Below are 21,610 nucleotides of genomic sequence, written 5' to 3' on the forward strand. Positions count from 1 at the left end.
AAAAAGGGAGATTTTAATGGTAGCGAAAAGCGAAAAAGAAACTCTATTATTGGATAGCGACAAAAGTTTTAAAGCGCTGCTTGAAATAATTGAATCAGTGCCTAGCAGAAAACGGACTATTACGATTGAAACTCACGAAAGAGACAAGAATTTCCGTGATATCATCATGCATCTGTATGAATGGCACACAATGCTTGAGAGATGGTATAGAGAGGGTATGGATGGAGATGTTCCATTTATGCCTGCACCAGGTTATAAATGGAGAACGATCGAGTTACTTAATATGCAAATTTGGGAAAATTATCAAGATGTAACATTAAATCAAGCAATAAAAAAGTTGAAGTTAAGTCATGAAAGAGTAATGGATCTAATTCGATTACATACAAATGAAGAAATCATGACAAAAAAATATTATAAATGGACTAAAACAAGTAACTTATATAGCTATTTTGCAGCAAACACTTTTAATCATTACAATTGGGCTATAAAAAAATGTGAAGTTATTGCGAAGGCCATAAAAGTAGGGGAAAAGCAAGAGTTGTGAAATAAATTACTTAAATATCGGTGTGTTAGCTGAATGAGGGAGGACATAACATATTAGTCATATACAATATGTTATGTCCTCTAATTTATCTAACTTTTTTCAGTTTAGATCTTGGTAATAGTTAGACCAAGCTCTTTTGCTGTTATGAGCCGCCTTAGTCAAGCCAATTTGTATGAAAAACGCCTTCTTTGTCAATGCGTTGATACGTATGGGCGCCAAAGTAATCCCGTTGTGCTTGGAGCAAGTTAGCTGGCAGACGCTCACTTCGGTAACTATCATAATAAGAAATAGCACTCGAAAACCCAGGTACTGGGATGCCGTATTCAACTGCTAGAGCTACCACTTCGCGCAGTGCTTGTTGATACTTTCTGGAAATGTTTTCGAAGTACGGATCGAGCAGCAAGTTGTCTAAGCTGGCGTCGCGCTCGAATGCATCCGTGATGTTTTGCAAAAAGGCAGCGCGGATAATACAGCCGCCACGGAAAATTTTTGCGATTTCCCCGTACTGAAGGTTCCAATTCATTTCTAAGGACATTGATTTTAGCTGCGAAAATCCTTGGGCATAGGAAAGGACTTTACTGAAATACAACGCTTGGCGAATTCGTTCGATTAATGCCTGCTTATCACCTGTGAATGGTTTTTTCTCTGGGCCAGACAATATTTGGCTCGCTTTAACGCGTTCTTCTTTCATAGCGGAAAGGAAGCGGGCAAAGACCGATTCAGTAATAACAGGGAGAGGTACGCCTAGATCAAGTGAGCTTTTGCTTGTCCATTTTCCAGTCCCTTTTTGACCGGCTGTATCCAAAATCACATCAACCATGGATTTTCCTGTTTCTTCATCTACTTTTGTAAAAATATCGGCGGTGATCTCAATTAAATAACTATCGAGTTCTCCTTCATTCCATTCCTTAAACACACTGTGCAACTCTTCAGCGTTAAGGCCGAGCACGTTTACTAATAGCGAATAGGCTTCGCAAATCAGTTGCATATCCCCATATTCAATGCCATTATGGACCATTTTTACATAATGGCCGGCTCCATTGGGACCGATGTAAGTCGTGCAAGGCTCGCCATTTACTTGAGCCGCAATTTTTTCAAACATTGGTTTGACGAGTTCATAGGCTTCTTTCTGCCCACCTGGCATAATGGACGGGCCTTTTAGCGCCCCTTCTTCACCTCCGGAAACGCCTGTGCCGATAAAATGAATCCCATGCTCAGCTGCTGTTTGGGAACGGCGTATTGTATCGGTATAATAAGTGTTGCCGCCATCAATGAGAATATCTTTTTTATCTAATAGCGGGATTAAGGAATCAATTACTTGATCTGTGATTTGGCCTGCTTGAACCATAAGCATAATTTTGCGCGGCTTTTCCAAAGAATGAACAAACTCTTCTAATGAAAAAGTACCGACTAAACGCTTGCCTTTGTTGTGGTCAAGAATTTCTTTGATCCGTTCTTCTGAGACGTCATAAAGAGAGACAGAAAACCCTTTGCTTTCAAAGTTCAAAGCTAGGCTGCGTCCCATGACACCGACGCCGACGACGCCAATATTTTGCTTTGCCATATTCTTCTTCCTTTCCAAACTTGCTTTCATATAAATCGATATGAACATACCATATGTAAGCGTTTTTCAGCAAGCTGGTCAACTTAAGAAACCTTAAGTTGACCGACTTGCGATAATCCAAGCATGGCCAAGTTTTGTCCTGAACTTTTCCATCCTCATTTGGTGCTGTTGCATTTGCGCAAAACAATCGGGGGAAAGAAGCGGTGATGGCATAAGGTCATTGCCTTTATCGCTTTCATCTTGTTGGAGCGCTTCCGCCACTGTTTCTTTTACTATCTTTACATGGCCGAACCCATTCTCTGTCAAAGCCGCTATCCAATCTTGGGCCGTGAAGAGTGATCGAAAGCCATAGCCATCTTTCAATTCAGCGATTTCCTCTGTCGTTAGAGATTGTGTGCATATAAGCTCATTCGCATACATTTTCCCATTAAAGGCTAGGACTCGCTTTATTTCTTTTAACGCTTTCTCTAAATCAAGGAAAGCTAACACCGATTCCGATAAGGCAATATCGACGCTATTACTAGGGAAATCCATCGCTTCAATTGTTCCTTCATACAAAGACACAGCAACATTTTGTTCAGAAAAGCGTTGTCTCGCTTTTTCCAGCATGACAGGGTGTTGCTCAATCGCCCAAACGTGGCAGTCATAAATGTGCTTTAAATAAGCAGCGGTTTGCCCGGTACCGCATCCACAATCAAGGATGACGGTATGATCATCAATGTCCATATTGATGATCATTTTTTTAGACTCGGCAAACCCTCCTGGGTGGGCGCTGCCAATGCCAAATGCAGCTAACATATCTGTGTAATCCATAATCCCTCTTTCCGTCCTCTTAGGCTTCGTGACCTAAAGGGGACTCCGTTAGAATGGGCCATCAGGCGTTTAGTGCAGATTATGCAGCCGCTCTTTTATTGTGCTTATATGACAGCTATGTTTCAATTGTAATCGCAAAAATGAGCGAAATAAGCGGATTTAAGCAAAAAATAAGCGGAATTTGCATTCGTGTCCTCGGATATAGCGTCTTTCTATGACAAGAACGGCATAAAAATGTACAAAAACGGCTAATTGTGAGTAAATGTGTAATCAGAAGGAAGGGCTAGGGAAGAAAGTGCCAGTTATATGTCTCTAAATTAACTTTTATTACAGTTTGATTTCGTGTTGTTTAAGAAGAGCGATAGACGATTGTCTCCTGGCCTGAAGACTGTTACTATCCATATCAGCAAGTAATTGAAGGAGGCACTACTTTGAAAAAACAAATTCCATTCAAAGTCTTTCGCAGCATCGGGCTGCCAGTTGTGACTGCAGGGGTTATTTTCTTCAGTGCACCAACAATGGCTAACGCCATGTCAGACCGCACCCTTTCACAAGGCGACAGTGGCGAACAAGTGGAACAATTGCAACTACTTTTGACAGACAACGGGGTTTTTGATAAAGAAGACATAAACGGAACATTTGGAAACTCCACGACATCAGCGATTAAGGAATTCCAAGCATCTGAGGACTTGCTTGTTGATGGGATCGCTGGATTGCAAACACTAGGTGCCTTGCACGCCCTTGAACATGGCGATGAAGGCAAATTAGTTGAAGAACTACAAGAACAATTACTAAGCTTAAACTATTATAAAGGCGAAGTGGATGGGCTATTCGGTTCCTTAACGGAACGGGCAGTGAAAAACTTTCAGTCTGACAACGGGATTGAAGTAGACGGTATAGCTGGCCCGGCTACATACAGCAAGCTCTATTACAACCAAAAGTCAGCTTCAGCCGAGCCAGTAAAAGTAGAAGAAAAGCAAGCTGAACCAAAACAACAGTCAGAAGAAGCAAGCGAAGAACCGAAAGCAAAGCAGACTCAAGAACAGCCTGAAACAGTTCCTGAAACAGTAGAGGAAGAACCGGTAGAGGAACCACAAGCTGAACCACAAACAAAAGCAGAACCAGAACCAGAGACACAGCAAGAAAGTAAGAAAGAAGAGCCAGCAGAAGAATCAGCTCCTGCTAAAAGCGAACAACCAGCAGAAGAAACTTCTAAAACTACAGAAGACTCTAAGACTACAGAAGGCACAGCTACGTATCAAATGGAAGCTACCGCTTATTCAGCCGACTGCAATGGCTGCTCAGGTGTAACGGCAACAGGTATTGATCTAAAAGCGAATCCAAACCAAAAAGTGATAGCGGTAGATCCAAGTGTCATCCCTCTTGGCAGCCGCGTGTACGTTGAAGGTTATGGTGAAGCCATTGCTGGAGACACTGGCGGTGCAATAAGCGGCAACAAAATTGATGTGTTTGTCCCATCTCAAAGCGACGCCGTTAATTTTGGCCGTAAAACTGTCAAAGTGACTGTCTTAAATTAATAGGAAAATGCGAACGATGCGCCCAAGGGCGCATCGTTTTTTTTGGGCGACGAAGTCGACAAAATCAGACTGATAGAAACCGCTTGTCAGACAAGAAGTGCAGCCAAGGGAAGATGCGAATAGAACGGGGGTTCATGAGCAACGGTTTTCTTGCGCATGAAACGACCGTTTCAAAGCATATGACCGAGGCAAACGACGATGTATGCGAGCGTTTGGCTACAGTCTGGAAGACGCGCCCTTGGGCACATGTTGTTATGTTACAGCCAAGTTACATTCAGATTAAAAAGGTTGTAACAAGGGTTAAAGAGGGACATGAGCGAGTAGGTATGGTAGCAGATTACGAGAAAGCGAGGCGAACAAGTTGACTATTGCTTACGAGGAAAGCCGCCGCCGCCACTTAGGAGAACCTGTTGAAAAAAGCACCGGAATTAAGGGGAGATTTACCATGCCTATAAAACTTTGTTTCTTCTTTATGAGCGTACTCTTGTTTAGTTTGATTAGTTTACCTGAACTGGCAGACGCCGACACATTCAGTCCAATAAACGAAGGTGAAAAAAGCGAGCGTGTTGAGAAACTACAAGACTATCTGGTGGAGAATGGCTACTTAGAGGATCAGGATCGGTCCGATACATATGGCAGTAAGACAGTAGAAGCGGTTAAGCAATTCCAACAAGACAACAACCTATTGGTTGACGGCATTGCTGGGGTGCAAACGCTTGGTTCAATGGCTGTATTACAAGAAGGAAGCGAAGGGCCCCTTGTTTACATGCTCCAACAAAAATTGGCGCAGTTGCAATATTACCAAGCAGATTTTGACGGGTACTATGGTGTATTGACAAAAGCTGCTGTTATCGCTTTCCAAAAACAGAACGGCTTAGCGGCAGACGGAATTGCTGGGCCGCTGACCTTTAAAGCATTGTATTATAGTGGGGCAGAACCTACAACTGTGCAGCCAGAAAAAACAAGTGAGAAAGCAAATGAAAACAAGAATGTGGAAGAGGAACACGAACTGAACGAAAACACAAACGTTGAAGTAGAGCAGCCAACAGAGAAAAAAGAGGAAGAGCCAGCAAACGCGACTTCTTCTACGCACAAAAGCGAAGGGAAAAAGACCTTTCAGATGGAAGCAACTGCTTATACAGCGTATTGCAATGGCTGTTCTGGCACAACAGCGACGGGGATTGATTTGCGTGCCAATCCAAATCAAAAAGTGGTAGCCGTTGATCCAGCAGTCATCCCTCTTGGCAGCCGTGTATATGTAGAAGGGTATGGGGAAGCGATTGCCGGAGATACAGGTGGGGCGATTAAAGGACAAAAGATTGATCTCTATATGCAATCAGAAGCGGATGCTTATGCATTTGGCAGGCAACAAGTGACCGTCACCTTGCTTGAATAACGAGCTATTCGTTTGTTAACATCATTCAGACTGATAAAAAACGCTTGTCAGACAAGGGGTACAGGCGACGTTAGGTTCCGTACACGGCAGTTTTCTAAGTCGAACGAAGTTGTTCCTAACGTTCTAATAAGCTTTTCAGCCCTTGGTTCTTCCAGTATTGGAGACCAGGGGTTTTGTGTTTGAATACCATTCCAGTCGTTATGGCGCTTCTGAGATTTTTTCGGCACTCAAATCCAAAACAGTAGGTAATATGTATTTTCCATTTTGATTGGTTGGAAGTAATTTCCTGCACGATTTTGTGGCGTGTTAATTATTTTAATAAGAGTATTAAAGTCTAGGCTGAATTTATTTTCAGCTTTAATTTTTAACACGATTACATTGAAAATTTACCGAAAACAATAAAAAAATACTATTAAATACTTGAAGTAAGGTATATATTTGACATATAAACAAAATGAAAGCGCTATCCGAAAAAGGATTTAATTTAGAAAGGGGTCTTTTTCATACAAGCGTATCATCCTTATTTACCTAGTTACGAATCCAGATGGAGCCGTATGGTATTTATGAAAGTCATGACAAATTTAATGGTAAATTTTATGAGGAAAAGCAGAGCCACTCATTGAAGGTGGAATGGTCATTGAACTGGAACCTGTTACGGTGACGGTTGAGAAGCACCACGTGTTATTCTTCCGGATAAACGTCATGGGAAAGTACTGACTTTGAAGGGCATGAATTTTTTTTGACGCCCCTTCTATTAGAAAAACCGGTGACACGTACTATTTGATTTATTCATCTTTTTGAGAACCATGAGCTTATGCAACCTCTAAACGTTCAGATGGTGAATTAACATATGGTGGCACAATTGTTTCCAATAGAGATATTTACTTGGATGAGAGAACAGAGGAAAAAGCGTTGAATGATATTGGAAATAACCATAGTAGTAGTGAGAGCCGGATAACAAAACAGACGAATGAGACAGAAAGAGAAGTGAAGCATATGTGGAAAATAGGTGTAATCGGAGCGGGTTACTGGTCCCAAAAGCACTTGAATGCATGGACAAGTATAGATGGGGTTTCAGTTGAGGGGATATGTGATTTTAATCTTGAGCAGGCAGAGCAAAGAGCAGAGCAATTTAATTTGGCGAACGACATTTGCTTCCAAGACATAAATGACATGCTGGCTTCGACAGAAATTGATGTAATCGATATAATCACCCCACCAGAAACACATGTAGAATTAGTTGGTATTGCGGCAAAGCATGGAAAACATATTATGTGTCAGAAGCCGTTTGCAAGAAGTATAGAAGAAGCTAAAAAAATAATTCACATTGCGGAAGAGGCTGGAGTAAGGTTGATGGTAACAGAAAATTGGCGTTGGCTGGAGCCTTTTCAGAAAATCAAAACCCTTTTAGAGGAAGAGAAGGTAGGGAAAATTCATTCTGTCCGATATAGTCATACTGATTTTTATTCCCCAAGATTTGGCGAGTCCAAGCCGCTTCCACAACCTTTCTTTAGAGATATGCCGAAACTGCTCTTCTATGAGATGGGTGTACATTGGTTTGATACGTGGAGATTTTTGTTTGGCGAACCGAAACGTCTTTTTGCGGAACATGTACAAATCAGTCCATACGTGAAGGGGGAAGATTCCGGTTTTATTTCCATTGCTCATGAAGACTTCATTGGCTTGATGGATATGAGCTGGGCGACGAGAAGAGAACTGGAAACAGCATTAAGTGAACCGGTTCTTCCTGATCATAAAGAACAGCTTTCTGTAGAGGGAGATCTGGGAACAATCAAGCTCTATAAGAATGGAACGATCACGTTCATCAATAATGACGGTATGGAAGAAACCTTAGTCGAACATACTGAAATAAATTATGAAGAGAGTCATATTAAATTGCAGCGTCACTTTATTGAATGTTTAAATACCGGCGCTAAATTTCAGACGAGTGCAAGGGATAATCTGAAAACACTTCAACTCGTATTTGCTACTTATCAAAGTGCCGATGAGCATGAAGTAGTCCATTTTAACGTTCAATAATAGGAGAAGACATCATGGAGAAGGAGGAACAGATAATGCAAACTGAACGTTGGGAAATGGTTGAATTGACATTTGCTGGCCAGGAAACTGAAAATCCATTTTTGGATACAGAATTGAAAGCGACTTTTTCATGTAATGAGAAAGAGGTGATTATCCGCGGCTTCTATGATGGGGAAGGAAAATATAAAGTCCGCTTTATGCCAGATCAAGTGGGAGAATGGTCTTACCGGACGATGAGCAATCAGCCGGAGTTGGATGGACAGAGTGGGACGATTTCCTGTGTGGAACAAAAGAAAGAGAATCATGGTCCCGTTTATGTCGCTGATGGAACCCATTTTGCTTATGCAGATGGCACACCTTTCTATCCATTTGGAACAACCGCGTATGCTTGGATACATCAGTCAGAAGAATTGCAGCAACAAACGCTTGAAACATTGAAAGGGTCGCCATTTAATAAGATTAGGATGTGTGTATTCCCAAAATACTATGAATTTAATACGGATGAACCGGAAATTTATCCATACGAGGGCGAGCAAACGAAGCTTTTTTCTGGGGCATTTGATTTTTCTGAATGGACAGTGACAGAAAGTGACTTCAACTTTGAGGTATTCAACCTAGAATTTTTTCAACGATTAGATCGACAAATCCAAACGTTGAAAGAATTAAATATCCAAGTCGATCTAATCTTATTCCATCCATACGACCATTGGGGCTTTGCTTCCATGGGAAAGGAAAATGATATCCGCTACTTACAATATATCATTGCAAGATTGAGTGCTTACAGCAATATTTGGTGGGCGATGGCGAACGAATATGACCTAATGGAAATGGCGAAACAGAAGAAAAAGGAAGACTGGGAAAATTTAATTCAATGTGTCATGGAAGAAGATGTATATAACCATCCGATTTCGATTCATAATTGGCATCATCCTCCGATTCATTATTTTGATTCCAGTCACTGGTATGACCATGCAAATCTGAATATTAGCCATGTTAGTATCCAGCATGATGTTTTATTTTATATACCAAGCTGGTTAGAGAAATATAATAAACCAATTATGATTGATGAATGCCGTTATGAAGGGAATTTAAGTAATGGTTGGGGAAATATGACGGCGGAGAATATGGTGAAGCATTTCTGGGAAGGTGTTGTACAAGGCGCTTATGTAACGCATGGAGAAACGTATATAGATGAAGAAAATGTTATTTGGTGGTCTCATGGGGGCAAGCTAAAAGGAAAAAGCCAAGAAAAAATCGCTTTCTTGAAGGAAATAATCGAAGAAGGGGAGCCTAAACGGTTAAAACCACTTGGTGCGGACAGCTCTCACTGGGAATTGGTGGCAGGAATTTCAAATGATTCCTATGTTCTTGTTTATTTTCGTGACAGCCAACCAGCCTTTAAAATACTCGATTTTCTTCCAGAAAATGTTTCGTTTACAGGGGAGCTTATCGACACGTGGAATATGACTATTACTCCATTGGAAGGAAGGATCGATCGCGGGACACGCATTTCATTACCACAACAGCCGTACTTGGCCCTGAGATTATATAAGGAAGGGTGATTAGATGAGTGGACAAAGTGACTTTTGCTGAAATGCCTGTGCAGAAGACTTTTCCACTTATAACGGAGCAATCAACCATACATGGATTTGACGTATTGGGGACCTCTCCTAAGTGCAGGTTTCCTTCAATCATGTAGCGTGCACACATGTCAGTTTCGCTGATATCACAGTGTAGAACGATTGCATAGAGCTGCACACCGACTTATTTTATTCGGAAATAGGGACTGTAGGATTAACCAGCCTGTATGAATTTCATCTTAGAAATTCATACAGGCTATTTGATTATAATGAAAGATCATTCAGAGTTACTAGGATTACTAATGATGACTTTATCTCTGAAATTTTTAGGCGTTTGACCAGTATATTTTTTGAAAACCTTTACAAAGTAACTCTGGTCAAAAAAGTTTAACAAGGAACTAATATCACTTAAACTCAAATCGGAGAACACAATTAATCTTTTTGCCTCCTCTATCCTTTGCTGTTGAATAAATTTTTTCAATGTAATTCCAGTCTCCTCTTTAAATTTACTCGAGAGGTAAGAGGGACTTAAATTGAGATGAGAAGCAATTGTTTCAACGGCTAAATCCTCATAAAGATGGTTGAAAATATATTCCTGGCAAATAGTAATCGGCTTCGAATAGTTGGAACGATTACTTCTAACTACCCTTTCGATAAAATCAATAAAAATTTCCTCCATCAGTTTATTTGTTGAATCAATATAATTTAATTCCTCGATATGTTGAATATAAGAATCACTCAGATTATAGGCAACTTCAGGATAAAGACCCCCATCAATCGCTGCTCTAGTTGCTAAAGTAATCGCCGTAATAATTAAATTCTTTCTGCTTCTTAAGGAATCATTTTTGGAGAGTGTCCCATAAACTCCGCCGTCTGAATGAATTTGCATATATTGGATCATTTTTTGTTTATTGCCAAGCTTGATGGCGCTAAATAACTGTTTTTCAAGAAGGTATGAATTATGATAAACGTTATTCTTCCTTTGCTCCACAATCTTCAACTCAATGATATCTGGTGTCAGGGCGGTGTTTAAATCTTGGTTTTCCTTAATGACGTCATTGATGGAAAGCTGTTCACCATACAAAATGTAGTAAAGCAAAATAGCTGTATTCAAAAGTGTGTTTGTATCAAATTCAAGGGGAGGATTTTCCTCCTGTTCTCTCCGATAGTTTGTTGAAAAATATATTTCAACATTTGGCCAAAATACAAGTAGTTTAGTTGGATTGTAGGGGTAAGGGATTAATACAATTTTGTCTTTTTGGGAATTTACATAAGCTAATTGGATGGGACGATCGTCTTTTATCGAAAAAAGTTCATTGACTAAACTTTGTGGCATTTGTTTTTGTTCGAGTATAGAAGTGTGTTTACTCATAGAAGTCCAGACAATCTCTTGATCTTTATTAAACAATAAAATTGGAATGGTTGAGGCATTATAAACTAACTTACAAGCAATTTGAAAGTGTTTATCTTGCATATGTTAATCGACTCCTTCGTCTTAGCAAGAACTAATATACCTTTATACTTAGAATTATACCATAATTAGGTGGGATTTATAAATAATATAAGTTGATAATTACCGTTTATCAAATAATTATACCATAAATATACCTGTAAACGTTTTATAATTAAGTCACGGAAAGCGCTTACCGGATTTAGGAAGTCTTCATTTTGTTTTCGGCTAGGCATAATAAAACAAGGGGTGTACGAAGATGGAGTTGAATGAAAAAATGTCAGATAAGAATGCCCAGGATTCAACAGGGACAAATCAAAAACTTCCATTGTCAGAAAAGATTAGCTATGGTTTAGGAGATCTTGCTTCTAACTTGATTTATACGGTCATTACGACTTATCTAACGTTTTACTTTACGGATGTCTTTGGGATAGGTGCCGCAGCTGTCGGTACATTGATGTTGGTTGTCCGTTTTGTAGATATGGTTGATAGTCCGATTTTGGGAATATTGATCGATAAAACGAATACGAGATGGGGAAAGTCACGACCTTGGATTTTATGGGCTTCCGTGCCTTTTGCTATATCAGCGATTGCACTATTTTTAGGACCTGATTTAAGTGAAGGCGGTAAATTAGTTTATGCATATATTTTCTACATTCTTGTAAGCGTTTTGTATGCAGCGGTTAATAACCCGTTAGCGACAATGCTTCCTAGTATGACAAGTAATGTTCAAGAAAGAACAGTAGCAAATACGTACCGTATGATTGGTGGCCAATTAGGTGGGCTAATTGTAAATATGAGCTTACTTGGACTCGTAGCGTACCTTGGAGCAGGAGATCAACAAAAAGGTTTTTTCTATACGATGACTCTCTTTGCAGTCATTGGATTAATTCTATTCCTGATAACCTTTTTCGGTACGAAGGAAAGAGTACAAGCTGCATCAGGCAAAGTAGAATCGATCCCATTAAAAGAAAGTGTCAAAGCAATTAAAGGAAACCACCCGTGGATTATCGTTTCTTTACTTGGTCTTGTATTCTTTATGATGTATATAACGAAATTATCGGCAGCAATCTACTACATTACGTATTATATTGAGAAACCAGAAGCAATATCATTAATCAACTCTCTGGGAATGGTTACAATTATCGGAATTCTAATCGTACCATTTCTAACAAAGACACTTTCTAAGAGAAGCGTGATTATGATTGGTGCCCTAATTAGTATTGTTGGACAAATCGTTATCTATTTAGGTGGTCAAAGTATACCAGTTATTGCAATTGGGACGGTTATTGGGGGAATAGGTTTAGGATTGCCGGCAGGTTTATTATTTGCGATAATGGCGGATACCGTAGATTACGGTGAATGGAAGTCAGGTGTCCGGGCGCAAGGTTTACTTGTATCTGCTGCGGGGATCGGTATTAAACTAGGATCAGGGCTCGGTGGTGCACTCCCAGCTTGGTTGCTTGCAGCAGGTGGTTATGTGGCCGGCACAGCTCAAACGGCAACGTCACTAAATATGATTGCATTCAGTTATATATGGGTTCCGGTGATTTTAGGTGTTATATTATTTATTTTAATGATATTTTACAAGTGGGAGAAACCACATGAAGAAATTATAGCCGAGCTGGAAGCGAGAAGAGCACAAAGCTAAGAGCAGCTTTTTGATTCCACTCACAAATAGGAGAATGGCGTATGTATTTAGTAATTGATATTGGTGGGACATTTATTAAGCATGCATTAATGGATGCTGCGGGGAAAATGATTGAAAAGAGTAAAGTACCTACTCCAAAGACAAATGCAATTGGTCGTGTTCTAACAGGAGAGGAAAATCCAGATGCCAAAAAGCAGCTGGAGGAATTGATAAATACGCTTTTCTCTATCATTGATAATCAAGACCTGGCAAATATAAAAGGAATTGCGATGAGCTGTCCAGGAACGATTGATGTGGAAAGCGGAGTTATTTACAATGGAGGATCATTTCCGTTTTTACATGAAGTAAATGTAGTCGAAATCATCAGGAATCGATACGCTAAAGATGTTTTCATGGAGAATGACGGGAAATGTGCTGCCTTAGCTGAATTATGGCTGGGCAGTGTAAAAGATGTAGATGATTCCGTCATTCTCGTATTAGGAAGTGGTGTAGGAGGAGGAATCATTCTCGATCGCAAGCTTCATCGGGGAGTCAATCTATCAGCTGGTGAAGTGAGTTATGTGATGAGCGAAGTAAACCCAGCGACGAAGGAAGCTCGATTTGTCGGCTTGGAATGTTCTGCGGTGGAAATGGTGAAACAAATTGCTGAGTTAAAGCAGCTTGAAGACCACACGGATGGGCTGGCTGTATTTGAGTATATCAACAATGGGGACGAAGAAGCGATGGCAATCTTTGATGATTTCTGTACACAGATAGCGGCCCTCGTTCTAAATATGCAATATATACTAGATCCTGAGAAAATAGCGATTGGTGGCGGAGTCAGTGCTCAGCCAATCCTTGTGGAACGCATTCAACGGGCGATGGATGAAATCATTGAAACGAATCCATTACACAATGTACAACCTAATGTTGTCGCCTGTCACTTCCAAAATGATGCAAACTTATATGGTGCTTTATATCACTTTTTTACTAGCAAAGAAAATAAATAGTCTGGCAGAAGCTTTTTAGAGTTCCTGCTAGACTACGATAGAAAAATATTGGAGGAATTAAAATGAAAAAATATCAATTTCCAAAAGGGTTTTTATGGGGAGGAGCAACAGCAGCCAATCAAATGGAAGGGGGATTTTCAGAAGGAAATAAAGGGTTGAATATTGCCGACGTATTGCCTGGTGGTAAAGGCAGATTGAAAATATTACAAGAGCCTGGCTTTAACTTTGAGATAGATAAGGAAAAATATTTTTATCCGAATCATGATGGAATAGATTTTTACCATCGTTATAAGGAAGATATCGCACTTTTTGCAGAAATGGGTTTTAACGTATTTCGTTTATCCATTGCTTGGTCCAGAATTTTTCCAAGAGGGGATGAAATGGAACCAAGCGAAGAAGGGTTAGCTTTTTATGACCAGGTATTCGATGAGCTACATAAGCATGGAATTGAACCAGTCGTCACGATTTCCCATTATGAGATGCCGGTTCATCTTGTAAAAGAATATGGAGGCTGGAGAAATCGGGAAGTTGTAGGTTTCTTTGAACGGTATGCTCATGTGCTTTTTAACCGTTATAAGAACAAGGTTAAATATTGGATGACATTTAATGAAATCAATAGTGGCCTAATTATGCCGATTATGGGTCTTGGATTTTCCATTCAAAAGGAAGAAGACAGATATCAGCCGACATACCAAGCTTTCCATCATCAATTTGTGGCAAGTGCAATTGCTGTGAAAGCTTGTAAGGAAATTATTCCTGAGGCTCAAATTGGTTGTATGATTCTCTATGCGCCAGTTTACTCAGTTGATTGCAATCCTGAAAATGTGATGCATGCATTAAAAGAGGAGCAGTTATTTAATTATTTTTGTACAGATGTCCAAGTACGTGGAGAGTATCCTGCGTTTATTAATCGTTATTTTAAAGAGAATAATATTGAGTTGGATATTCAGGAAGGTGACTTGGAATTAATTAAAGAGGGAACAGTAGATTATATTGGACTGAGTTATTACATGTCTCGTACGGAGAAAGGAATTAAAACAGAAGAGGAGAAGGCACAAGGAAACTTTATATCCGGTGTGAAAAATCCTCATCTTAAAGAAAGTGATTGGGGCTGGGAAATTGACCCAACCGGTTTACGTATATCTTTAAATGAGTTGTATGACCGTTATCAGATTCCATTATTTATTGTGGAGAATGGCTTAGGCGCCTATGACAAAGTAGAAGCGGATGGTTCTATCCAGGATGATTACCGTATCGATTACTTACGGGCGCATATTCAAGCCATGGGGGAAGCAATAGAAGATGGTGTAGGTTTAATGGGCTATACAAGCTGGGGTTGCATCGATCTTGTAAGTGCATCATCTGGGGAAATGTCTAAACGTTACGGCTTTATTTATGTTGATCGGGAAGATGATGGTAGCGGGACTTTAGAACGAAAGAGAAAGAAATCATTCTTCTGGTATAAAGATGTCATCACTTCTAATGGCGAGAAACTTTAAATCGAAAGACATTCAACCGAATGTGCCACACTCCATTATCTACGTTACAAGCTGAGAATAAGAGGTTTCTGAAGGAACGGAGTCAGATACAAGGGACCTACAATTCAATTTAAAAACAATGTATGCTAAGTATAAATAGCGCCCATTCTTCCAAACCAAAGTTAAGTGGCATATAAAAATACTTTGAGTGAAGTTCATTATTCGTAGCGCTGCGCCAAAAGACCATACTTCTAAAGGAAGCGCACTGCGCTTCCTTTTTCTCTGTTCTCTTTATTTATCATCTTTTTTCGGTTCGATGTGCACAGTGGTATGAAGAATGTTATGCTTTGTTCGCAAATCTCGTTCGATTTGGTCCGCAATGTCGTGGCTATCTTTTACCGTTAAAGTAGGTTTTACTTCAATCGTTACATCGGCATAAACAGAACTGCCAACTTGGCGTGCTTTTACCATTTTTAATAGATGGACTTGCTCATTTTCCTCAATTGTATTTCTGTACACTTCAAGCATCTCTTCATCAAAGCCATCGGTTAATGAGTGGGTGGCGTCTCTAAAAATGGTCCAAGCTGTATAGCAAATAATAAGGCCAATCAGCAACGCAGTCAATGAATCAAGCCAGCCTAAATGGAAATGGGAAGAGATAATGCCGATGAGCGCCCCTAAACTGACGAGTGCATCGTTTTTATTGTCTTGAGCGGCGGCAGCGAGAGCTTGGCTATTGATCTTTTCAGCGAGCTGTTTATTGTAGCGATAGACAAAAAACATGATGACCGTGCCCCCTGCCGCTGTCCATGCAGCGACCATGCTTGGCGCCTCTGTTTCATTTGCGCTAAGAAGGGTCGTTCCTGCCTCGATTAACACTTGAATGCCAATAATTGCCATCAAGAATGCTGCCAACAAAGCCGAAATATGCTCCGCGCGAAAATGGCCATAGGGATGGTCTTTGTCAGGCGGCTTTTGGGAAATGCGCAAGCCAATTAAAACAGCAATAGAAATAATAATGTCAGAAGCATTGTTGTATCCATCAGCGACGAGCGCTTGCGAAAAAAACAAATAACCGACCGTCAGCTTTACCGCAGCCAAAAAGATATAAGCGCCTATACTAAGCCATGCGCCAGATTCCCCTTTTTTTAATTCTTCATATCGTTTCATCAAGGCTAACCCTTTCTCCAAAAAATATCATGCAAAAAATATGTTTCTTTGCGTTTCTTTATCCTACCAAACAGGTAGCGAGTGGGTCTACAGCAACATGTTTCCCTGCTCGCAGCACTATGGCTTTTATGGAACAATGTTTCCTAGAACCAACATTTCCCCCAGTTAGAAACGGAAAAATAGAGGAAGAATCACAGATGATAGCAAAAAACTGTTTGAATATGTGATATTATGATATAGTAAAGTGATAATAATAACTCGTTTTATTGCCTAGTATAGACAATTAAGCAGTTTTTATTGGGGAGAATAGACGATTTGATCAATTTCATAAAGGGTAAGCATTTTTTTGTTTGTCGTCTTGTTCCTAAATCATGTCATCGATGTTACTAGAGAAAAAATGAAGGAGCGCTCGTTCATGACAACACAAAAACTCGAAATTATGAAATGTACGCACAAAAAACAAAAACCCGAGTCTTCCGCTTTAGAGTTTGGCAAGTATTTTACAGACCATATGTTTATCATGGATTATTCTGAAGAAAAAGGCTGGTACAGTCCCCGCATTATTCCTTACCAACCATTAACCCTTGATCCTGCTGCAATGGTATTTCATTACGGTCAAACGGTTTTTGAAGGCTTAAAAGCGTACCGTTCTGAAGATGGGAGCGTCCGTTTATTCCGCCCAGAAGAAAACTTTAAGCGCTTGAATCAATCAAGCGACCGTTTGAGCATCCCGCCGATTGATGAAGCACAAATGCTCGCTTATTTAAAAGAATTGATCCGTATCGATAAAGACTGGATTCCTACGATGCCAGGTACTTCCCTTTACATTCGTCCATTTGTGATTGCAACAGAACCTACATTAGGCGTAGCACCTTCACGTAATTATAAATTTATGATTATCTTGTCTCCAGTCGGCGCTTACTATAAAGAAGGCATAAACCCAATTGGCATTTTTGTAGAAGACCAATATACGCGCGCCGCACCAGGAGGCACAGGGACTGCGAAAACGGCTGGCAACTACTGTGCTGCTTACAAAGCGCAAGAGCGGGCTACAGCGAACAAACAAGCACAAGTTCTATGGTTGGACGGGATGGAGAAGAAGTACGTCGAAGAAGTAGGCAGCATGAATGTGTTCTTTAAATTGAACGGAGAAGTGCATACACCTGAATTGTCAGGCAGCATTTTAGAGGGCATTACCCGCAAAAGCGTGATTGAGCTGCTAAAAAGTTGGGAAATTCCGGTGTTCGAACGGCGGATTTCAATTGAAGAAATCGTGAGCGCAAGCAAAAGTGGTACGCTTGAAGAAGTCTTCGGTACTGGTACAGCGGCGGTCATCTCCCCGGTCGGAGAACTTTTATGGAAAGACCACAAAATCGTTGTCAACAACAATGAAACAGGAGCGTTGGCCAAACGTTTGTACACGGAATTGACAGGCATCCAAACAGGAGAACAGGAAGATCCGTTTGGCTGGACTGTCCGTTTGGAAGAAGAGGAATAACCACATCCGGAGGCAAGTATGATACGAGCTATTTTCTTTGATTTAGATGATACGTTATTATGGGATAAAAAAAGTATAAAGGAAGCTTTTAGGCAGACGTGCGCTTTGGCGGCAACGGTGCATACAGACATTGACCCGGACGCGCTAGAAGAAGCGGTGCGCACTCATGCCACGCAGCTATATCAATCATATGAAACGTACGAGTTTACAAAAATGATCGGCATTAATCCATTTGAAGGATTGTGGGGGGCTTTCCGTGATGACACAGAAGACTTTAACCGCCTACGAGAAATCGCTCCTGTTTACCAACAAGCCGCATGGGCAAAAGGGTTAGCAGAAATGGGCATAGAAGATGGGGAATTGGCCAGTCAATTGGCGATTCATTTTCCATCAGAACGGCGAAAAAACCCCTATGTGTTTGACGATACGTTTGCAGTGCTTGATGAGCTGCAACAATCTTACAGGCTTTTGCTTTTAACGAATGGCTCTCCTGATTTGCAAAATACGAAATTGGAGATTACTCCTCAACTTGTCCCTTATTTTGACCATATTTTGATTTCTGGCGCTTACGGGAAAGGCAAACCGGATGTAGCGATGTTTGAACATGCGCTCGAATTATCAAGGGTAGCGAAAGATGAAGTGCTCATGGTTGGCGATAACTTGCATACAGATATTCTTGGCGGAAACCAAGCTGGCATTAAAACGATTTGGCTAAATCGTGATGGGGTGGAAAACACAACCGACATTCGCCCAACCTATGAAATTCGTAGCTTGATCGAAATTAAAAACGTGATTGCCGAAAAAAAAGATTGCAGCTTGTAAAAACATATGGTTAACTTTAAATAACATCATAAATTACAACCACTAGGGGTGCGTTTTGCTGAGAAAGGCGTTTAGCCTTAACCCTTTACCTGATCTAGGTAATGCTAGCGAAGGGAAGTGCGGTGTACAATAGGTGCTGCTTTGGTTTGCCCATTGCAGGGTCGTGTGCGTCGCTCCATCCGTTTCGGGGGAGCGTTTTTTTGTGCCCTTTCCAGTGGAAAAAGGAGACAGAAAATGAACAAAAATCGCTTACGTTTGACAGACATGATTGTGACGATTTTGATTTCGGTTGTGTTTGCGGTCGTATACCGCTTGTGGACGCCAATAACGGACTTAGTCAGCCTCCCAGGATTGCAAGCAGACCAGCTGCTGTATGGTATGTGGTTTATTGCCGGAACGATTGCAGCGTTGCTGATCAAAAAGCCAGGGGTCGCGTTACTTGCTGAAACGGCGGCTGCTTCAGGGGAATTTTTCGCCGGTTCCCCTTACGGACCATTGTTGCTGTTGTACGGCGTCTTGCAAGGGCTTGGAATCGAGCTTGCCTTTGCCTTATTTAAATACCGGGTATACACGGTTTGGACAGCTAGCCTTGGCGCTGCTTTCGCTTCGTTCGCCTCACTTGGGTTCGATTATTTTAATGCTTATTTAAGCGACTTAACGACTTGGAATATTACATTGCGCATTGTTTTTCGTACCCTCGGCTCGATTGTCATTGCTGGCTTTTTAGCGTCTGTCCTTGTACGCGCACTAGAAAAGACAGGCGTCAGCACGCTTTTGCGTCCCGTTTCCCAAGCCGATTACGACTTGTTTGCCTCGAAAAGGAGAAAAAAGGATGAGTAGAGAACAGGCTGTTTCCATTAAGCAGTTGTCGCTTTCTTATCCGAATAGTGGCACGTTGTTATTTGAAGACGTGTCCATTGATATTTACTCAGGTGAGAAAGTGCTTTTGCTTGGCCCGAGTGGCTCGGGAAAATCAACGCTAGTGCATATGATGGCGGGCCTCATACCAGGCGCAATAGAGTTGCCTTATCATGCTGAAGAGCTTGTTCTCGCCAAGCAACCTGCTATTGTATTCCAAGATCCAGATACGCAATTTTGTATGCCTTATGTCGATGAAGAAATAGCGTTTGTCTTAGAAAACCGCCGCATGCCCCGTGAACAAATGGACGTGATGATAGAGCGTCTTTTAGCGCAGGTAGGCCTTGATTTGCCTGATCGCCATTGGCCGATTGCTGCAATGTCACAAGGGATGAAACAGCGCCTAGCTATTGCTTGTGCACTAGCGGCAGAAAGCGATGTCCTTTTTCTTGACGAACCAACAGCGTTGCTTGATCCTGACGGGACAGCGCAAATATGGCAGACTGTCCGCCAAGCGTGTAGCGGCAAAACAATCATCATCATCGAACATAAAATTTCTGAAATCATTGATTTTGTTGATCGGATTGTGTTGTTTAATGAAGAGGGCCAATTGCTTGACGATGGCCCTCCACAGGAATTGTTTCAGCGCTATCGCCGCCAACTTGACGAGTATGGAATCTGGCACCCATATTCGTGGAAAAACTACTTGTCCCAAAACGCCATTGACAAAATAAAGGGGAAGACGCACAAGCCGCTTCTGTTGCTTAACAATTGGGCTGCTTATCGTGGTAAGCAACGAGTGGGAAAAGTAGACGAAGCGGTTGTCCATGCTGGCGACTGGATTTGCATAACGGGCAAAAACGGTGCTGGAAAAACGACCTTTCTGTACGCTTTGATGAATTTGCTAAAATGGAAAGGAGTGTATCAGCTAAATGGGGAGGCCGTTAAACAAAAGCAGCCGCTTTCTGAGCAAATTGGCTTTGTTTTTCAAAACCCTGAATTTCAGTTTGTCGCTGATACGGTTTGGCAAGAGCTATTAGCCGGCTGCCCCATGGAGTCAGCCAACGCCCAGGCCCAATCGTTGCTTGAGACGTTCCAATTAGCAGACAAAAAAGACAACCACCCATATATGCTTTCCATCGGCCAAAAGCGCCGGCTAAGTGTAGCAACAGCCTTTATGGAGCCGCGGCCGCTTTTGCTGTTCGATGAACCGACATTTGGCCAAGATGCAAAAAATACATTCTTGTTGCTTGAAGCGCTAGAAGAGCGCCGCAGGCAAGGGGCAGCGATATTGATGGTGACACATGATGAAACGATTGTTGACTATTTTGCCACGCATGAATGGATCATCAAAAGCGGAACCCTTGACACAGTAGTCGCGCGGCCGCGCAGTGGAACAGGGGGTGACGTAGGTGGAATACAAATGGAGAGAGACATGGCTTAGCCGAGTGAATCCGAGTTTAAAATTAGTGATAACGATTATCGGTTTTATTGGGATTATATTCGTGCATAATCCTAACGCGTTGCTTATCTTGTTTCTCGCTTCCCTGTTATTACTTTTCTGCTTTTCTGGCCATCCTCGCAAGTTTGTGTTGTTATACTGTCTGCCATTTTTGCTATTGTTCATTTCCTCTTCCAGCGCGATGGTTTTATTCGGGAAAGGGGAGACGACGTGGTTTCAGTATGGGCTTATCCATATAACGGAGGAAAGCTTTTACCGGGGCATCCACTTAGGTTTACGCGCGTCCACATTCGCCGTACTTGGTTTGTTGTTTGCTTTAACAACGAAACCTGTGCTGTTATTTTATTCGCTCATGCAGCAACTGAAACTACCTGCAAACATTGCCTATTCTTTTATGGCTTCGATCCGGATGCTGCCCATTATGGTAAGCGAATTTCAAACGCTTCACTATGCATACCGGATTAGGGGCCTTGATCTTGGGAAAGGCGCAACAGGCTTTTTAAAGAAAATGCGTTTTTATAGCGTCCCATTATTGGCGCAGGCGATACGGCGCGCTCAGCGTATTGCGATCGCTATGGAGGCTAAACAGTTTAAAGGGGCAGCGAAGCGAACGTACTTTTATGAAATCGGCTATTCAAAATGGGATGCGGTTTTCCTTACCACATGCCTTACGTTAGTAAGTGCAAGTGCCTTGCTTGGCGGGCTAGAATGGTTTTTGCCTGTAGGAGATGTGCGTCACTATGAATAATGGCCAATT

The 21,610-nt window shown here is 41.4% G+C and carries 17 protein-coding genes and 1 riboswitch; of the genes, 13 read left to right on the plus strand and 4 right to left on the minus strand.

All coding sequences use genetic code 11. From position 1 onward, the window contains the following. Positions 1–16: 16 nt before the first annotated feature. Positions 17–544, plus strand: a complete 528-nt coding sequence (locus N6H06_RS09420; RefSeq protein WP_062746940.1) for a ClbS/DfsB family four-helix bundle protein — start codon at positions 17–19, stop codon at positions 542–544. 154 nt (positions 545–698) lie between these two features. Here N6H06_RS09420 and gndA read toward each other — a convergent pair whose 3' ends face one another. Continuing rightward, positions 699–2,108 (minus strand): NADP-dependent phosphogluconate dehydrogenase, encoded by a 1,410-nt coding sequence (gene gndA / locus N6H06_RS09425; RefSeq protein ID WP_263706083.1) that lies wholly within the window; start codon positions 2,106–2,108, stop codon positions 699–701. Between the two features lie 93 nt (positions 2,109–2,201). Then, a complete protein-coding gene (locus N6H06_RS09430; protein ID WP_062746935.1) occupies positions 2,202–2,921 on the minus strand; it encodes a class I SAM-dependent methyltransferase in 720 nt (239 codons plus the stop codon). 431 nt (positions 2,922–3,352) lie between these two features. Between N6H06_RS09430 and N6H06_RS09435 the strand changes: the two genes are divergently transcribed. The 4 genes from N6H06_RS09435 (at position 3,353) to N6H06_RS09450 (ending at position 9,457) form a co-directional block, all read left to right on the plus strand. After that, the gene (locus N6H06_RS09435) at positions 3,353–4,459 is read left to right on the plus strand and encodes a peptidoglycan-binding protein (RefSeq protein WP_212953508.1); all 1,107 of its coding nucleotides are present in this window, start codon (positions 3,353–3,355) and stop codon (positions 4,457–4,459) included. A 445-nt stretch (positions 4,460–4,904) separates the two neighbouring features. Further along, positions 4,905–5,855, plus strand: coding sequence for a peptidoglycan-binding domain-containing protein (locus N6H06_RS09440; RefSeq protein WP_249413825.1), 951 nt, complete (start codon positions 4,905–4,907; stop codon positions 5,853–5,855). Positions 5,856–6,740: 885 nt separating this feature from the next. Further along, a complete protein-coding gene (locus N6H06_RS09445) occupies positions 6,741–7,895 on the plus strand; it encodes a Gfo/Idh/MocA family protein (RefSeq protein WP_263706084.1) in 1,155 nt (384 codons plus the stop codon). Between the two features lie 35 nt (positions 7,896–7,930). Then, positions 7,931–9,457 carry a DUF5060 domain-containing protein gene (locus tag N6H06_RS09450; RefSeq protein WP_263706085.1) on the plus strand — a complete coding sequence of 509 codons (1,527 nt, stop codon included), beginning with the start codon at positions 7,931–7,933 and terminating at the stop codon, positions 9,455–9,457. A 295-nt stretch (positions 9,458–9,752) separates the two neighbouring features. On the opposite strand, the gene N6H06_RS09455 is transcribed toward N6H06_RS09450, so the two are convergent. Next, positions 9,753–10,949: a helix-turn-helix domain-containing protein gene (locus N6H06_RS09455; RefSeq protein WP_062746928.1), complete on the minus strand. Its 1,197-nt coding sequence runs from the start codon at positions 10,947–10,949 to the stop codon at positions 9,753–9,755. Between the two features lie 235 nt (positions 10,950–11,184). Here N6H06_RS09455 and N6H06_RS09460 point away from each other — a divergent pair, with 235 nt between their 5' ends. The 3 genes from N6H06_RS09460 (at position 11,185) to N6H06_RS09470 (ending at position 15,064) form a co-directional block, all read left to right on the plus strand. Next, positions 11,185–12,576 carry an MFS transporter gene (locus tag N6H06_RS09460; protein ID WP_249413827.1) on the plus strand — a complete coding sequence of 464 codons (1,392 nt, stop codon included), beginning with the start codon at positions 11,185–11,187 and terminating at the stop codon, positions 12,574–12,576. Between the two features lie 41 nt (positions 12,577–12,617). Then, positions 12,618–13,565 (plus strand): ROK family protein, encoded by a 948-nt coding sequence (locus tag N6H06_RS09465; protein ID WP_062746924.1) that lies wholly within the window; start codon positions 12,618–12,620, stop codon positions 13,563–13,565. 62 nt (positions 13,566–13,627) lie between these two features. Then, the gene (locus N6H06_RS09470; protein WP_062746923.1) at positions 13,628–15,064 is read left to right on the plus strand and encodes a glycoside hydrolase family 1 protein; all 1,437 of its coding nucleotides are present in this window, start codon (positions 13,628–13,630) and stop codon (positions 15,062–15,064) included. A 270-nt stretch (positions 15,065–15,334) separates the two neighbouring features. Here N6H06_RS09470 and N6H06_RS09475 read toward each other — a convergent pair whose 3' ends face one another. Further along, a complete protein-coding gene (locus N6H06_RS09475; protein WP_263706086.1) occupies positions 15,335–16,213 on the minus strand; it encodes a cation diffusion facilitator family transporter in 879 nt (292 codons plus the stop codon). A gap of 415 nt (positions 16,214–16,628) precedes the next feature. Between N6H06_RS09475 and N6H06_RS09480 the strand changes: the two genes are divergently transcribed. The 5 genes from N6H06_RS09480 (at position 16,629) to N6H06_RS09500 (ending at position 21,601) form a co-directional block, all read left to right on the plus strand. Continuing rightward, positions 16,629–17,711 (plus strand): branched-chain amino acid aminotransferase, encoded by a 1,083-nt coding sequence (locus tag N6H06_RS09480; RefSeq protein ID WP_062746919.1) that lies wholly within the window; start codon positions 16,629–16,631, stop codon positions 17,709–17,711. Between the two features lie 18 nt (positions 17,712–17,729). Next, complete coding sequence (locus tag N6H06_RS09485; RefSeq protein WP_062746917.1) at positions 17,730–18,533, plus strand: HAD family hydrolase; 804 nt, start codon at positions 17,730–17,732, stop codon at positions 18,531–18,533. A gap of 34 nt (positions 18,534–18,567) precedes the next feature. Then, positions 18,568–18,666, plus strand: a riboswitch (TPP riboswitch). 101 nt (positions 18,667–18,767) lie between these two features. After that, positions 18,768–19,373, plus strand: coding sequence for an ECF transporter S component (locus N6H06_RS09490; protein ID WP_062746915.1), 606 nt, complete (start codon positions 18,768–18,770; stop codon positions 19,371–19,373). Next, the gene (locus N6H06_RS09495) at positions 19,366–20,835 is read left to right on the plus strand and encodes an ABC transporter ATP-binding protein (protein WP_062746913.1); all 1,470 of its coding nucleotides are present in this window, start codon (positions 19,366–19,368) and stop codon (positions 20,833–20,835) included. Before N6H06_RS09490 ends, N6H06_RS09495 begins: the two co-directional genes overlap by 8 nt. Then, positions 20,804–21,601, plus strand: a complete 798-nt coding sequence (locus N6H06_RS09500) for an energy-coupling factor transporter transmembrane component T family protein (protein WP_062746912.1) — start codon at positions 20,804–20,806, stop codon at positions 21,599–21,601. Before N6H06_RS09495 ends, N6H06_RS09500 begins: the two co-directional genes overlap by 32 nt. Positions 21,602–21,610 lie beyond the last annotated feature (9 nt).

The organism is Shouchella tritolerans (genome assembly GCF_025770735.1).
In the GTDB taxonomy this organism is placed as follows: domain Bacteria; phylum Bacillota; class Bacilli; order Bacillales; family Bacillaceae_D; genus Shouchella; species Shouchella tritolerans.